This window comes from Bacillus cereus group sp. MG4, from assembly GCF_040460055.1.
GTDB classification, from domain to species: Bacteria; Bacillota; Bacilli; order Bacillales; family Bacillaceae_G; genus Bacillus_A; species Bacillus_A wiedmannii.
This window is the reverse complement of sequence record NZ_JARVGZ010000001.1, coordinates 3,076,725-3,090,929: the sequence shown is the minus strand read 5'-3', so window position 1 is coordinate 3,090,929 and position 14,205 is coordinate 3,076,725. Positions and strand designations below refer to the sequence as shown.

Here is a 14,205-nt window from a genome sequence, read left to right as displayed (position 1 = left end):
TAAACAAACGTTTGTCCAGTTATGATAATATAAAAAGAAAGAATGATATAAATGGTGGTGAATGGGTTCGTGGAGGCATGGATTTTTGAAATAATGCGGGCAGTTGGACGTTTTTTCTTACACCCTGCTGTCTATGTATTTTTAATAAGTAGTATCTTCGTTGGATACTTACGTATGTTACGAGAACGAAAGGATTTTTCCTTTAAAGTTTATGATGTTTGGTTTGAACTGCGAACATCTCTATTTGCGGGAGTTGGATACGGATTAATCGTATCTATTATTACAATTGGACTTGGGCTTGTTGTTTCCAAAGCGAGCTTATGGGTCATCTTACTTTGGACGTTATTATTTGGATTAACTGCTATGTATCGATATTTATCAGCAGCTTATACATTTAGTATCGCAATTGTATGCGTTCTATTATCTTCTAAGCTACCAGTTTCCTTCTTACAGCTTGGGGAAGGTGAAGAGAGTACGATTGTATCTCTTGCTATTTTACTAGGCGTCATGCTTGTTGTAGAGGGCTTGTTGATTTCTAAAAATGCAGTAGGATATTCTACGCCGAAGATTAGGAAGGGTAAGCGTGGGCTAAAGATTGGTTTACACGAATCAAAGCGTTTATGGGTTGTGCCTATTTTTATTCTTGTACCAGGTGATGCAGTAACGCAGTTTATTTCATGGTGGCCTGTCGTTTCAATCGGTTCAGATACTTATTCTCTATTCCTCGTTCCATTTTTAATTGGATTTATGAGAAAGATTAGAAGTTATGAGCCAACGGAAGCTTTATTATTTACAGGAAGACGTGTCTACGGATTAGCAGGAATTGTACTTGTTTTAGGAATTGCAAGTTATTGGTGGCACGTACTTGCCATTATCGCAATGGGAGTCGCAATGCTTGGGCGTTTCACAATTTCCATGCAAGAAAAAATTGCTGATGAGACAAGACCGGCGTACTTCGCTGCACGTAATGATGGGCTTGTTGTATTAGATACAATCCCGAATACAATTGGGGCAGAGCTGAATTTACTGCCTGGAGAAGTAATTACGAAAGTAAATGGAGTCATTCCAGGAAGCGCTGAGGAGTTTTATGATGCGCTTCAAACGAAGACGACAGGAGCATTTTGTAAGTTAGAAGTATTAGATACAAATGGAGAGCTTCGTCTTGCTCAAACGGCATTATACGCCGGAGGACATCACGAATTAGGAATTGTGTTTGTTCAGCAGGAGCATGAGTGGGATTCGGAAGCGATGTAATAGAAGTGAGGGTGTCACCTATAGGTGACACCCTTTTTTTGTGTGTGAGTGGTGATGGCAGTAGCAAATGAAATTTATATCGACTTTTCTGCAAAAAACAACAACTAGCGTAAATCTTATGTAACTACTCAGCTTCTTCAAATAAAAAAACAGGCCAAATACATGTTTCCGATTCGAAAACATGAAAAGAAAATACTCCAATAAGAGAAAGAATCTAGATCAAATAGAGAATTTCTCTTATGAAGTTGTGCGATTCAAAGGAACCGTTCCGGTTTCTATAACCTGGCCTATTGCTCGTAAGACAGATTGTTTTTGTTTTTTCATGGTAGTTATAAAGCTTCGTATCTGACAAAAGGATTCTGCGCCTTTCTTACTTCGAAAAGTCCCAGACACTTTCTGTTTGACTTTCGTCATTCGAATATCCCGTTCCGCTTGATTATTGTCAAATGGAATGTCTGGATGTTCCAAGAATGCTAGAATTCTATCAGCATATTTGACGAAGCGATTCCATAAATTTTGAGCAGGCGTCTGCTTTCCTTTCTTTTTTAATTTTGCAGAAAAGACTGGTTGTTCTTTCAATATGGCTTGATAGACAGTAAACAGATTCTGTTGCTTTGCTTTTGGCAGACTTCCTTTGTATTGTTTTTTCAGCGTTAAAGCTTGCGTGAGAAATTTCTGCATCTGTTGAGCCCATTTTTGCCCCGTACTATCTATAATTCCTTGCAAATCTCGTAAGAGATGGGCATTGCATAATACATGTCGACAATCTGTATACGCATCATACGATTTCCAACCATCATGCATCGCAATTCCAGAAAAAGACGGTAAAATTCCGCCTGCATCCATTGCTTCTTTTCCGCGTTTTTGATGAATATGTTGCAAGGTCACCTCCGGTGTACTAGCGGTATGTAACCATTGTGTTTTATTTTTTACTCGCATACCGGTTTCATCAAAATGGACAACAGAAGACTGAAGGATCTTGTCTTTTACTTCTTGAAGAAAGGGCTGCAATTGAGCCGAAAAACTGTTTGTATGATTGACTAACGTTCCTTCACTAATCGAATGCCCAAAATAATCTTGAAAGAATTCTTTCGTTCGTTTCAAAGAAAGACACTGATAATGCGTTAAATAGGGAATCAGTCTTTTTATATTTGGACCATATTGAACAGGACGAGAGACAGTAGAAGGAAATTGTGATTCTTGGATAGAATGGCAATGTGGGCATTCTTTTTGTGACACTTTATGTTCTGTCACTTCTATCTGGATAGGTGGTAAATCATACACTTGGCGAATGCGGTATCCTTTTACAGGTTCTTGGTGTAAGGAAGTGTTACAACAAGTACAATGTGTAGGAGAATAGGTAATCGTATGGTCCGGAGTCGTTGTCAAATAAAGCGTATGTCCTTTGTGGCCCAACTGGCCACCGGTTTGACGATGAGACGGTTTGCGCAAACTTTTTGTAACGGGCTTACCCAAACCATCTGTAGAAGGTGGATTATGACTATTTTTGGAGTTTTTTTTTGAAGCATTTTCTAGTTCTTGTATACGTTTTTCTAACTTAGAAAATGTTTCTTCAAATAAAGAAATAACAGCTTCAGGTCCTTTTTTATATGCATCTAAAATGATTTTTCGATGGATCATCCTATTCACCTCCCTGTTTGATATACTCAGTATTTACAAATGGGAGGCATATGAAACAAGTAAAATAAAAAAAGACACCAAAAGGTGGCTGAGTAGTTACAATCTTATTTTCAGTTTCATAGACGGATAACTTGAATAATTATTTGATAATGGTTATCATTTAGGGAGTCTTTTTAATTTTGGAAAATGGAGGGAAGATATGTTACGTAAATTTTTTTCTTACTATAAACCGTATAAAGGTTTATTTATACTCGACTTTTCTTGTGCAGTCGTCGCAGGATTACTAGAACTTGGCTTCCCGCTTATCGTAAATCAATTTATTGATAAGTTATTGCCAGGGCAAAACTGGACGCTTATTTTATGGGCTTGTTTCGGTTTACTTGCAGTGTATATATTAAATGCAGGCTTACAATATGTCGTTACATATTGGGGACATATGCTTGGTGTTAACATTGAAACGGATATGAGGCAGAAGTTATTTGATCACATTCAAAAGCTATCATTCAGATTTTTTGACAATAATAAAACAGGTCATTTAATTTCACGTCTTACAAATGATTTAATGGAAATTGGTGAAATTGCTCACCACGGACCAGAAGATTTATTTATCGCTGTTATGACCTTAGTTGGAGCATTCTCATTTATGATGATGATCAACTGGAAGTTAGCGCTATTAACGTTCTTCGTCATTCCATTCTTACTATGGTTGGCACTTTATTTCAACAAAAAAATGACAGGTACGTTTAGACGTTTATTCTCAGACGTTGCTGATTTTAATGCATGTATTGAGAACAACGTTGGTGGTATCCGCGTTGTACAAGCATTCGGAAATGAAAAGTTTGAGAAAGAGCAATTTGCTGTAAATAATGCTCGTTTCCGTACAACGAAATTAATGGCGTATAAAATTATGGCGTTAAATTCATCGATTAGTTATATGCTCATGCGTCTCGTAACGCTTTTCGTCTTAATATGCGGTACATGGTTTGTTCTGCAAGGTGAATTAACGTACGGTGGATTTATCGGATTTGTTCTATTAACAAATATTTTCTTCCGCCCAATTGAAAAAATTAATGCGGTAATCGAAAGCTATCCGAAGGGGATTGCTGGTTTTAAGAGATATGTAGAGCTTCTTGAAACAGAGCCAGATATTGTAGATTCTAAAGATGCGATGGAAGTGAAGCATGTACATGGTGATATTCAATATAGCAATATTACATTCGGATATGAAAATAAAGAACCGATTTTAAATGATATTAGTTTAAAAATACATGCAGGTGAAACAGTTGCGTTCGTTGGACCATCAGGAGCAGGGAAAACAACGTTATGTAGTTTACTCCCACGTTTTTATGAACAATCGTCTGGTTCAATCCAAATTGATGGTATTGATACGAAAGATATGACGTTATCTTCACTTCGTAAGCAAATCGGAATTGTGCAGCAAGATGTGTTCTTATTCTCAGGAACGATTCGTGAAAATATTGCTTACGGAAACTTAAAGGCGTCAGAAGCTGACATTTGGCAGGCAGTAAAACGTGCGCAGTTAGAAGATTTAATTTACTCACAACCAGACGGTTTAGATACCGTTATCGGTGAGCGTGGTGTGAAACTTTCTGGTGGACAGAAGCAGCGTCTAGCAATTGCTCGTATGTTCTTGAAAAACCCGCCAATTTTAATATTAGATGAAGCGACTTCTGCACTAGATACAGAGACAGAACTAGCAATTCAAAAATCACTTGCTGAACTATCTGTCGGCCGTACAACATTAGTTATCGCTCATAGACTTGCAACGATTAAAAATGCAGATCGCATCGTCGTTGTAAATAAAGATGGTATTGCGGAACAAGGTTCACATGATGAGTTAATTGAGCAAGGCGGAGGATACAGTAGGTTATACGAAGCTCAGTTTAGTTCGTAAATATAATTTGTACTGAATTAGTGCACCATAAGTAGGTGGAAATCTCATATGGGAGGCTATAAAGTATGATTGTAACAACAACGTCTACAATTCAAGGAAAAGAAATTATTGAGTATATCGATATCGTGAATGGAGAAGCGATTATGGGCGCGAATATCGTTCGTGACCTTTTCGCCTCTGTCCGTGACGTTGTCGGTGGTCGTGCAGGTGCTTATGAAAGTAAATTAAAAGAAGCACGCGACATCGCAATGGAAGAGATGAAAACTTTCGCAAGACAAAAAAATGCAAATGCAATTGTTGGTATCGACGTGGATTACGAAGTAGTTCGCGAAGGGATGCTAATGGTTGCGGTGAGCGGGACTGCTGTTCGTATATAAAGTAAAAGGCCGTGCTGATGCACGGCTTTTTGTATGCTATGTCGAAGTTTCAATATTTCTTGGGAAATGCGGAAGGTCCCGTCGATATATAGGGAAGACATTAGAGTGCTTCTTTACATTTCCAGATTTGAACTAATACTGTTTCGTATTCTTGTTCGAGAGATGTGATGTCATCGTTTTTGTCAAACTTATTTCTATTTACTATTTTTGAAGTTATTATTATACAATTGTGCTTTTGCTAGCGCCTCAGCATCGTTTTTGATTTCATCCAATCCATTCGCATCTCCAATAACATAACCTTCAAATGATGAACCAACAAAATCAAAGATATATTGAAACTGGGAGATAAGCGGTAATGCTTTCAGCTTTGGATTGTCTCCGCCAACGATGACAACGTACATTTTTTTACCTTTCATTTTTTCTTTGAAATGAAGGGATGTATCGCGTAAGCTTTGTGACCAGCGATCGACGAAGTTTTTCATATGACCGTTCATTCCATACCAGTATAGCGGTGTAGCAAAGATAATTGTGTCGTGCTCTAACATACGCTCGATTAACTGCTCGCAGTCATCATTTACAGGTTGGAATCCTTCTGCATCATGGCGCTGATCTATGATTGAGTGGACGATATGATCACGCAAGTAAATTTGTTCTGTTTCAATTCCATCAATCACCATATGTGTTAAAGCTTCTGTATTTCCGTTTTGTCTTGAACTGCCATGTATAACAAACATGTAATCATCCCTTTTCTTTTGTTTGCTTTAGGAGTGAAACGTGTTTTTGCAAATTCGTTTGAATGCTAGAAAGTAATGAGATTTGCTTCGTTACTTCATTAAGTTTATCTTCATAAAGTGTAAGGATACTGCTGCAAGGATTTTCGTACAGGTGCGGCTCTATTTCGAGGCAGCGCAGCATCCTTGCCGTCTCTTCTAAATTTAAGCCAATTTGTAAGTACATTTGAATAAGCTCCACTTTTTCGATGGCACTTTCATCAAAGTTACGGTAGCCATTTGCGAGGCGCTTAGAAGGGAGTAATCCCTTTTCTTCATAATGTCTTAGTGATCTTTCGCTAACCCCGGTTTCTTTTGATAACTCTCCAATTCGCAATGTGTTTCACTCCTTTTACATGTATTGTAAACCTTCACACTAATGTGAAGGTCAATGCTGTTTTTTCGCAAAAGAGTCTACATGATTTAAAAACACTTGAATAGCTTTAGAGGGGATGAAATATTTGCCGCGCACGATGGAGAATGGACGGATAAGTTGTTCATTTGGAACTTCGACGTGGAAGAGTTCTTTTGCCAGTAGCTCTTTCCGTACAGTCCAATCAGAAAGTATAGCAATGCCAAGCCCGGCACTAACTGCTTCTTTCACGCTTTGGATACTACTGAATGTAAAGAAGCGCTTCAATTTTAAATGGTGTTGATGAATAAAGCGGTCACTATAAGCGCGTGTTCCAGAACCACTTTCTCTTAATACCCATACTTGATCTTGGAGTGTGCTTTCATTTATTTCATTTGTGCGGAGCAGTGGATGATTTGGCGGGACGACGAGCTTCATTTCATCTTGCATAAACGTTTCAACGTCAACGTCGGCGTATACGACTTGCCCTTCCACTAAGCCGATATCGATTTGATTAGAGCGAAGGCTTTGTAAAACGTCTTCTGTATTTGAGATAAAGGTATGAACTTCGACGTGTGGATTTTCATTCGCGTAGTTAGCCAGTATTTTTGGAAGTAAGTATTCGCCAATTGTAAAACTAGCACCGATGCGAAGAGTTCCTGTTACAACGTTATGTAGTTCGTTAATTTCTTGTTTGGCTTCTTCGTAAAGAGAGAGCATTTGCTTTGCATGTATATATAATATGTTTCCAGCCTCCGTCACTTGGACATGCTTTGGGGAGCGCTGAATAAGAGTAGTGCCAAATTCGTTTTCTAAGTTGCGTATGTGCATACTTACGCCAGGCTGTGAAAGGTTTAATAATTCTGCTGCACGGGAGAAGTGCTTCTGTTCAACGACAGTAACAAATATTTTTAAAATGTCTACGTTCATGTAATGGGCTCCTTTCTTTTTCTATCATCTTATCATAAGTATTTCTAATGATAGAGATTCAATATTGGTATTAAACTTATTATAGAAACTCTCTTATAATATAAGTAGATAGAACATGCATGTTCCAATACGATTATTGGAGTGGTACAAAGTGGAACAAACACTTGTCATACAAAAGAAGAAGGGCTTTGGGTTTTCGCAAGGTATTGGGATTACGTTATTAATCGCAATTGCCGCGAAATATTTAGCAGAGCTTCCATTTTTAAATATTATGGGACAATTAGTAATTGCTATTCTAATTGGGATGATTTGGCGCGCAGTCATTGGAGTGCCACAAGAAGCGATAGCTGGAACGAACTTTGCGAGTAAGAAGTTGCTGCGCTTTGGGATTATCTTACTTGGAATGCGGTTAAATCTTGTTGATATTGCGAAGGCAGGGCCGAAAGTATTAATCATCGCTGCGGTTGTTATTACATTTACGATTTTCGTTGTATATGGGTTAACGAAAGTATTTAAGGTAGAAAAGAAACTCGGAATTTTAACAGCGTGTGGAACAGCAATTTGCGGCGCGGCTGCGGTCGTAGCAATTGCACCGCAAGTGAAAGCGAAGGATGAAGAAACGGCAGTTGGGGCAGCGATTATTGCAATTTTAGGTACAATATTTACACTTATTTATACGCTATTATACCCAGTGCTTGGCTTCTCACCGTACGGTTACGGTGTATTCTCAGGTGCGACGCTGCACGAAATCGCTCATGTCATCGCAGCTGCGGCGCCAGGAGGCAGTACGGCTGTAGACATCGCAGTTATCGTGAAATTAACGCGCGTTGCAATGCTTGTGCCAGTGGCGATTTTAATTGGATTATGGTTTGGTAAGAGTGAAGATAGCGAGGAAAAAAGATCGTGGCGCGACCTTCCAATTCCGTGGTTCATCTTCGGATTTTTAGCGATGAGTGCAGTGCATTCGCTCGGGATTATCCCAGAAGTTGTCGCTGGATATATTGTTGTCATTGCTTACATGCTTATAGCAATGGCGATGGCGGGGCTTGGTTTAAATGTAGAGTTTAAAACGTTCCGTAAGTTAGGAAGCAAAGCATTCGTGGCGGGGTTGATTGGCTCGGTTTGCCTTTCTATTCTTGGATACGTTCTTGTATATGCGTTAGGGTTTATGTAGTAGGACGAAGAAGCTGTTCCAAAAGATATTTTGGGACAGCTTTTTTTATGTTTATAGTGCTACGGGTGTCGATATATTAAAAAAATAGCTGATATAAATTGAATTACTCTTGTACTTTGTTAGAGAAGGTGATCAGTGAAACGTTTTTCTAAAATTTGTAAAGATATCTTTACTTATAACTGGAAAATATTTATAATTAAAGTAAAGATATCTTTACTTTCGAAGGTGGAGCCTATGGGTGTGAAAAATAAAATAAAAGAGTTAAGAAAGCAACATCATATAACGCAAGTTGAAATGGCAAAGGCGATGCAGGTGACGCGGCAGACGATTGTGGCGATTGAAAACCATCATTATAACCCGAGTCTAGAGTTATCCCTAAAAATCGCCAAATATTTTGGGGTGAAGGTGGAGGAAATATTTACGCTAGAGTAAGGGAAGAAAAAATGGAAGATACTAAAAAGTTATTTATCGGTGCGACTTTTGGATTGTTTTTGGGAGACATTGTAGTTCATATTATGAATCCAGCTATACCAATTTTACCGCTCGTATTGAGTAACGTTTTAGCAATTGTCTTTTTGATAGTGTATTCGTATTACAAAAAGCGTAAGTACAAAAAAGAAGAACTTCCAGATATAGATGAGCGAGTAAATGAAAACATAAAAAAGTATGTAAATGTCTCATTTGTATTCGCGTTTCTATTGCTTATTGTTTATATTGTTGCGAGTAAAGCGATAGGTAGAGCTGTTATACCAGTGCAAGAAATATTTCTGATATGTAGTTCCTTATTTGCGGGTAGTCTCATCATAGGGGTTATGGTAGGAAAACGAGCATAGTGATAGGAGGAATGAAAAAATGCAGGATGAGTTTGAGAGATTCCAGTCAGATAAAGCGTTTAAATATGTAGGGTTATTTTTTACGATTAGTTTAGCGGTATGGAGTTTGTACAATTTAATTGTTGATGGAAATGCTGGTATGCCGTTTGTTTTATTTGTACTAGGGCAGTTTGTTTATTTCTTTGTGAACTATTGGCCAAAATGGAGATATAGAAATAGTGAAGAGGCTGATCGTGTATGAGTAAGCAAGAAGTTATACGGTTCATAGGAAGTTTATTTTTAGCGGGGCTTGTTTTAAATGTGAGTTTAATGATTTTAAGTATTTCGTGGGGAACGATCTTCATATCGAATGTAGCACTAGTCATTTTATATGGAATTGCGGAATATAAAGAACAAAAGCGTTTGAAAGAAGAGGGAGTACCGTCCATTGATGAGCGAGTTGTGAATAAGATGAAGTCGTATTTTACGATTTGTATTACAGGCTTCGTTTTTTTGCTCACTATGTATCTTTGTGTAAATAAGTATTTAGATAGGCAAGCAGTACATGTAAATGAGTTATTATATACTGCTATTTTTGGTTTATTAATAAGTATGGCATCGACGAGTGTGTTAGCAACAAGGAATAGATAGAAAAAGGGGAACTGGGATGGGATTACCAGTATTATGTGTCGCTACGGCTATTTTTTCTTTGTTTTGGGGAATGCAGAACTTCTCTCGTAATCCAGTGCCAAGTATTTGTATTATGATTGGTACTGTAGGTTTATCGTATTATTTATTACTATCAGCCCATTATCATAAAACAGCAACGAGTGTTGTTGTTGGAGCACTTATTTTATTTTGCGGGCGTGCTGTACAAAAAGGATTATTTCCGTAAAAGCTGTTTATACAAAGGGTATAAACAGCTTTTTGTATTTTTTTTACAAAAGTCTTGAAAGTTACGTAACGTCATCTTTTATAATGAAGGGGAAGAGGTGATGGTAGTGATTTCAATACAACAATTGACGAAGGAAACAGGGGTAACAGTACGTACATTACGTTATTATGATCAAATAGATTTATTAAAACCGAGCGGGAAAACAGAAGGTGGGCATCGTTTATATAGTGAGGCTGACGTCATTCGTCTGCAACAAATTTTATTTTTAAAGGAAATGGGATTTTCATTAAAAGAAGCTGCGAATATGTTAGTAAAAGGTGAGCTGGATTTAAAAAATTCGCTTGAAAAACAACTTCGATTTGTACAGGAAGAACAAAAGAAATTTAATCAAATGGAGCGTGTTTTACAAGCAGTTGTTTATTCGGTAGATGTGGAGGGAGAACTTGATTGGAAAGTTATGTTTGAACTCATTCAGCTTTCGAAACAGTCTTCTCGTATACGTGAAATATTTCAAAATGAATTATTTTCAAAGGAAGAACAAAAGTTGCTTCATAACTTGCCAAATATGAGTGAAGAAGATCCGAATGTTTTAGAATGGGTAGATTTATTAAAGCAATTACGTACTTTTATGAAAGACGGCAAAGAAGTCGCGAGTGATGAGGTACAAGGGGCAACGAAGAGATTAATGCAGAAGTGTTTAGAAATGGCCAATGGTGATGAAGCGTTTTTAGATAAGTTATGGGAAGTTAGAAAATCGAAGGAAGATTCACAGAAAATGAGCATGTATCCAATTGAAGAAGAACTTTTATTATATATGGATGAAGCTTTTCGTATATATGATGAAAAGGAGAGGGATAAATGAGTATACTTGCAGAATATCGTTGGTACTTTTTAATTGGGGCAGAAATTGTATTTTGGTTATCGGCTATCGGTTTCTTTTTACTTCGTTACGGATTCCGTTTGAAAAAGGCAAGTTTTATTATGGGGATTGTACTCCTCGTAAATGAAGTGTTTATTTTAACTTTAGGGGTAGTGGACTATTATCAAACAGGGAAGTTCTCTAATTTTCAAATCATTACTGTAATTATTTTATTGTATGCAGTTTTCTACGGGAAAAAGGATTTGAAGAAGCTTGATATATTTGCGCAAAATCTAGTTGCGAAATGGCGGAATGAACCAGCGCCTATTATTGAAGAACATATAGAATTAACAGGTATGGCCTATGCGAAGCAGGAAATAAAAAATTGGATATTGCATCTTGTTTTATTCGTTGTTGTGCATATTTTCTTTTTCTTTCTGTACGGTTTTGTCCCGTTTGAACAATGGCGTAATTGGTTAGAAACGGGGATTATTTTAAATAAAACAGCTAATCGCGTTAGTCAAGTTTGGGCGATTATACTTTTAGTGGATACAGTTATTTCGTTTTCATATGTTCTTTTCCCGAAGAAGGAGAAAGGAAAAGAGAAGCTACTTTCGTAGAGGAAAGTAGCTTTTTCTAGTATACCAATAGTTTGTATAGGAGAGGGTAACAATAGGAAAAACAGGTTTTATATGCTTATTTCTCTTTAGTTTAGTAGCATGCTCACAACCTAACATTACAATTGATAAGAAGAATGATGTTGTTGTAAAGGGAACAGAAATTTCTAATCTAGATAAATTTGAAAAGTTCGTTTTGAATGTGGAACAAGGGGAAGTTGATAAAATAAGAATTGTACATTATACACATGAAGATGATCCAGTTTTTCAAACGTTAGAGTATAGTGGGACAGATATAATTCGTATATTAGATAATAAGCAAGATCGATTTGCTGGTAATCATACAGATATAGATGAAGATAGCTGTAAAAGGATTGTTAAAGAGCAGCGTGAATTACAAACGGCTTATAGGTTAATAGACTGTGTGAATGAAAATGGGCGCAATGGATATGATTTATTATATGTACCTAAAAAATAGAGTTAGTAGAGGAAGGAAGTTTTGGCTCCTTCCTTTTTCTATGTATATATTGTCGAAAGTTTTACCGAATATCTGTTCGTTTTCTTGGTTTTTTTATGAGCATTCGTGGTAAAATGGGAATACAGATTTTTTACGAGGAGGTCGGTTTTGTTTGGAACATCAATTTGAAATTATCTCAGCGTATTCCCCGCAAGGTGATCAGCCGGTAGCTATAGAGAAGCTTGTAGAGGGAATTAATAGTGGGAAGAAAAAGCAAGTGTTGCTTGGAGCAACAGGAACGGGTAAGACATTTACAATTTCAAATGTCATTAAAGAAGTGCAGAAGCCAACACTTGTTATGGCTCATAATAAAACGTTAGCAGGGCAGTTATATAGTGAGTTGAAAGACTTTTTTCCGAATAATGCAGTTGAATATTTTGTTAGTTATTACGATTATTATCAGCCAGAAGCTTATGTGCCGCAAACAGATACGTTTATTGAAAAAGATGCGCAGATTAATGATGAAATTGATAAATTGCGTCACTCAGCAACATCTGCACTATTTGAACGGGATGATGTAATTATTGTTGCGAGTGTTTCGTGTATATATGGTTTAGGTTCTCCAGAAGAATACCGCGAGTTAGTTGTTTCACTTCGAGTTGGTATGGAAAAGGACCGCAATCAATTGCTTCGTGAACTTGTTGATGTGCAGTATGGACGTAATGATATTGATTTCAAGCGTGGTACATTCCGTGTGCGCGGAGATGTAGTTGAAATCTTCCCAGCATCACTTGACGAGCATTGTATTCGAATTGAGTTTTTCGGCGATGAAATTGATCGTATTCGCGAAGTAAATGCATTAACAGGTGAAGTATTAGCAGAACGTGATCATGTAGCAATCTTCCCAGCATCTCACTTCGTTACACGTGAGGAAAAAATGAAGGTCGCTATTGAAAATATCGAAAAAGAATTAGAAGAGCGTTTAAAGGAATTAAATGATAATGGCAAGTTGTTAGAAGCGCAGCGTATAGAGCAACGTACACGTTATGATTTAGAAATGATGCGTGAGATGGGCTTTTGTTCAGGGATTGAAAATTATTCCCGTCATTTAACACTTCGTCCGGCGGGGGCAACGCCATATACGTTAATAGACTATTTCCCGAAAGATTTCTTAATTGTTATGGATGAGTCACACGTATCAGTACCACAAGTAAGAGCGATGTATAACGGGGACCAAGCACGTAAGCAAGTACTTGTGGATCATGGGTTCCGTTTGCCATCAGCTTTAGATAATAGACCGCTTACGTTTGATGAGTTTGAAGGGAAAACGAATCAAGTTATTTACGTTTCGGCAACGCCAGGACCGTACGAGTTAGAGCAGGCACCGGAGGTAATAGAACAAATTATTCGTCCAACAGGGCTTTTAGATCCACCAATTGATATACGACCAATTGAAGGGCAAATTGATGATTTATTAGGAGAAATTCAAGATCGCATTGCAAAAAATGAACGTGTATTAATTACGACTTTAACGAAGAAAATGTCAGAGGATTTAACAGACTACTTAAAAGATGTAGGAATTAAAGTGAACTATCTCCACTCTGAAATTAAAACGTTAGAACGTATTGAAATTATCCGTGACCTTCGCCTTGGTAAGTTTGACGTACTTGTCGGTATTAACTTATTACGAGAAGGATTAGATATTCCAGAAGTATCACTTGTAGCTATTTTAGATGCTGATAAGGAAGGATTCTTGCGTTCAGAGCGTTCATTAATTCAAACAATCGGTCGTGCAGCACGTAATGAAAACGGCCGCGTTATTATGTATGCAGATCGTATAACGAGATCGATGGGAATTGCGATTGAAGAAACACAACGTCGTCGTACTATACAAGAAGCTTACAATAAAGAGCATGGTATTACGCCGAAGACGATTCAAAAAGGCGTGCGTGATGTTATCCGTGCAACGACAGCTGCTGAAGAGCCGGAAACATATGAAGCAGTACCAGCCAAGAAGATGACGAAAAAAGAGCGTGAAAAGACAATTGCGAAGATGGAAGCAGAGATGAAAGAAGCAGCAAAAGCGTTAGATTTCGAGCGTGCAGCTGAATTAAGAGATTTACTATTAGAATTAAAAGCGGAAGGGTGAACA

Annotated in this window: 17 protein-coding genes and 1 pseudogene; 13 read left to right on the top strand and 5 right to left on the bottom strand. The window is 37.6% G+C overall.

All coding sequences use genetic code 11. The features are described from left to right. Positions 1-51 precede the first annotated feature (51 nt). Positions 52-1,254: a PDZ domain-containing protein gene (locus QCI41_RS16430; RefSeq protein ID WP_060488043.1), complete on the top strand. Its 1,203-nt coding sequence runs from the start codon at positions 52-54 to the stop codon at positions 1,252-1,254. 237 nt (positions 1,255-1,491) lie between these two features. On the opposite strand, the gene tnpC is transcribed toward QCI41_RS16430, so the two are convergent. Beyond that, complete coding sequence (gene tnpC / locus QCI41_RS16425) at positions 1,492-2,895, bottom strand: IS66 family transposase (protein WP_353836579.1); 1,404 nt, start codon at positions 2,893-2,895, stop codon at positions 1,492-1,494. A 199-nt stretch (positions 2,896-3,094) separates the two neighbouring features. Here tnpC and QCI41_RS16420 point away from each other — a divergent pair, with 199 nt between their 5' ends. Beyond that, positions 3,095-4,810 carry an ABC transporter ATP-binding protein gene (locus tag QCI41_RS16420; protein ID WP_353837089.1) on the top strand — a complete coding sequence of 572 codons (1,716 nt, stop codon included), beginning with the start codon at positions 3,095-3,097 and terminating at the stop codon, positions 4,808-4,810. Positions 4,811-4,875: 65 nt separating this feature from the next. Further along, positions 4,876-5,187 (top strand): heavy metal-binding domain-containing protein, encoded by a 312-nt coding sequence (locus QCI41_RS16415; protein ID WP_000637523.1) that lies wholly within the window; start codon positions 4,876-4,878, stop codon positions 5,185-5,187. Between the two features lie 100 nt (positions 5,188-5,287). On the opposite strand, the pseudogene QCI41_RS30700 reads toward QCI41_RS16415, so the two are convergent. From QCI41_RS30700 to QCI41_RS16400, 4 genes and pseudogenes are all read right to left on the bottom strand, one after another. After that, positions 5,288-5,365: pseudogene (locus tag QCI41_RS30700) on the bottom strand (macrolide transporter); the annotation flags it as partial. A gap of 16 nt (positions 5,366-5,381) precedes the next feature. Continuing rightward, a complete protein-coding gene (locus tag QCI41_RS16410) occupies positions 5,382-5,921 on the bottom strand; it encodes a flavodoxin family protein (RefSeq protein ID WP_353837090.1) in 540 nt (179 codons plus the stop codon). A 4-nt stretch (positions 5,922-5,925) separates the two neighbouring features. Continuing rightward, entirely contained in the window at positions 5,926-6,294 is a 369-nt protein-coding gene (locus tag QCI41_RS16405) for a MerR family transcriptional regulator (RefSeq protein WP_001219217.1), read from the bottom strand. Positions 6,295-6,345: 51 nt separating this feature from the next. Then, positions 6,346-7,239, bottom strand: coding sequence for a LysR family transcriptional regulator (locus tag QCI41_RS16400; RefSeq protein WP_088080853.1), 894 nt, complete (start codon positions 7,237-7,239; stop codon positions 6,346-6,348). 151 nt (positions 7,240-7,390) lie between these two features. Here QCI41_RS16400 and QCI41_RS16395 point away from each other — a divergent pair, with 151 nt between their 5' ends. The 10 genes from QCI41_RS16395 (at position 7,391) to uvrB (ending at position 14,202) form a co-directional block, all read left to right on the top strand. Then, the gene (locus tag QCI41_RS16395; RefSeq protein ID WP_353837091.1) at positions 7,391-8,413 is read left to right on the top strand and encodes a YeiH family protein; all 1,023 of its coding nucleotides are present in this window, start codon (positions 7,391-7,393) and stop codon (positions 8,411-8,413) included. 234 nt (positions 8,414-8,647) lie between these two features. Continuing rightward, positions 8,648-8,845 (top strand): helix-turn-helix transcriptional regulator, encoded by a 198-nt coding sequence (locus QCI41_RS16390; RefSeq protein ID WP_000538359.1) that lies wholly within the window; start codon positions 8,648-8,650, stop codon positions 8,843-8,845. A gap of 11 nt (positions 8,846-8,856) precedes the next feature. Then, positions 8,857-9,246 (top strand): hypothetical protein, encoded by a 390-nt coding sequence (locus QCI41_RS16385; RefSeq protein ID WP_353837092.1) that lies wholly within the window; start codon positions 8,857-8,859, stop codon positions 9,244-9,246. 19 nt (positions 9,247-9,265) lie between these two features. Continuing rightward, positions 9,266-9,487 (top strand): hypothetical protein, encoded by a 222-nt coding sequence (locus QCI41_RS16380; protein WP_353837093.1) that lies wholly within the window; start codon positions 9,266-9,268, stop codon positions 9,485-9,487. Continuing rightward, complete coding sequence (locus tag QCI41_RS16375) at positions 9,484-9,876, top strand: ATPase (RefSeq protein WP_353837094.1); 393 nt, start codon at positions 9,484-9,486, stop codon at positions 9,874-9,876. Before QCI41_RS16380 ends, QCI41_RS16375 begins: the two co-directional genes overlap by 4 nt. Before the next feature lie 16 nt (positions 9,877-9,892). Beyond that, positions 9,893-10,120, top strand: coding sequence for a hypothetical protein (locus QCI41_RS16370; RefSeq protein WP_353837095.1), 228 nt, complete (start codon positions 9,893-9,895; stop codon positions 10,118-10,120). Between the two features lie 100 nt (positions 10,121-10,220). After that, complete coding sequence (locus tag QCI41_RS16365) at positions 10,221-10,982, top strand: MerR family transcriptional regulator (protein ID WP_353837096.1); 762 nt, start codon at positions 10,221-10,223, stop codon at positions 10,980-10,982. Next, the gene (locus QCI41_RS16360; protein ID WP_353837097.1) at positions 10,979-11,599 is read left to right on the top strand and encodes a hypothetical protein; all 621 of its coding nucleotides are present in this window, start codon (positions 10,979-10,981) and stop codon (positions 11,597-11,599) included. The genes QCI41_RS16365 and QCI41_RS16360 overlap by 4 nt, the downstream gene beginning before the upstream one ends. A gap of 52 nt (positions 11,600-11,651) precedes the next feature. Beyond that, the gene (locus tag QCI41_RS16355; RefSeq protein WP_353838822.1) at positions 11,652-12,074 is read left to right on the top strand and encodes a DUF4362 domain-containing protein; all 423 of its coding nucleotides are present in this window, start codon (positions 11,652-11,654) and stop codon (positions 12,072-12,074) included. Between the two features lie 151 nt (positions 12,075-12,225). Continuing rightward, positions 12,226-14,202: an excinuclease ABC subunit B gene (gene uvrB / locus QCI41_RS16350; RefSeq protein WP_000400988.1), complete on the top strand. Its 1,977-nt coding sequence runs from the start codon at positions 12,226-12,228 to the stop codon at positions 14,200-14,202. Positions 14,203-14,205 lie beyond the last annotated feature (3 nt).

What these genes read in the sequence shown, in the direction of transcription:
- QCI41_RS16400 (WP_088080853.1), bottom strand. Translation starts at nt 7,239, where the DNA reads ATGAACGTAGACATTTTAAAAATATTTGTTACTGTCGTTGAACAGAAG.
- QCI41_RS16375 (WP_353837094.1), top strand. Translation starts at nt 9,484, where the DNA reads ATGAGTAAGCAAGAAGTTATACGGTTCATAGGAAGTTTATTTTTAGCG.
- QCI41_RS16380 (WP_353837093.1), top strand. Translation starts at nt 9,266, where the DNA reads ATGCAGGATGAGTTTGAGAGATTCCAGTCAGATAAAGCGTTTAAATAT.
- QCI41_RS16415 (WP_000637523.1), top strand. Translation starts at nt 4,876, where the DNA reads ATGATTGTAACAACAACGTCTACAATTCAAGGAAAAGAAATTATTGAG.
- QCI41_RS16390 (WP_000538359.1), top strand. Translation starts at nt 8,648, where the DNA reads ATGGGTGTGAAAAATAAAATAAAAGAGTTAAGAAAGCAACATCATATA.
- QCI41_RS16430 (WP_060488043.1), top strand. Translation starts at nt 52, where the DNA reads ATGGTGGTGAATGGGTTCGTGGAGGCATGGATTTTTGAAATAATGCGG.
- QCI41_RS16410 (WP_353837090.1), bottom strand. Translation starts at nt 5,921, where the DNA reads ATGTTTGTTATACATGGCAGTTCAAGACAAAACGGAAATACAGAAGCT.
- QCI41_RS16365 (WP_353837096.1), top strand. Translation starts at nt 10,221, where the DNA reads ATGGTAGTGATTTCAATACAACAATTGACGAAGGAAACAGGGGTAACA.
- QCI41_RS16370 (WP_353837095.1), top strand. Translation starts at nt 9,893, where the DNA reads ATGGGATTACCAGTATTATGTGTCGCTACGGCTATTTTTTCTTTGTTT.
- QCI41_RS16360 (WP_353837097.1), top strand. Translation starts at nt 10,979, where the DNA reads ATGAGTATACTTGCAGAATATCGTTGGTACTTTTTAATTGGGGCAGAA.
- tnpC (WP_353836579.1), bottom strand. Translation starts at nt 2,895, where the DNA reads ATGATCCATCGAAAAATCATTTTAGATGCATATAAAAAAGGACCTGAA.
- QCI41_RS16385 (WP_353837092.1), top strand. Translation starts at nt 8,857, where the DNA reads ATGGAAGATACTAAAAAGTTATTTATCGGTGCGACTTTTGGATTGTTT.
- QCI41_RS16420 (WP_353837089.1), top strand. Translation starts at nt 3,095, where the DNA reads ATGTTACGTAAATTTTTTTCTTACTATAAACCGTATAAAGGTTTATTT.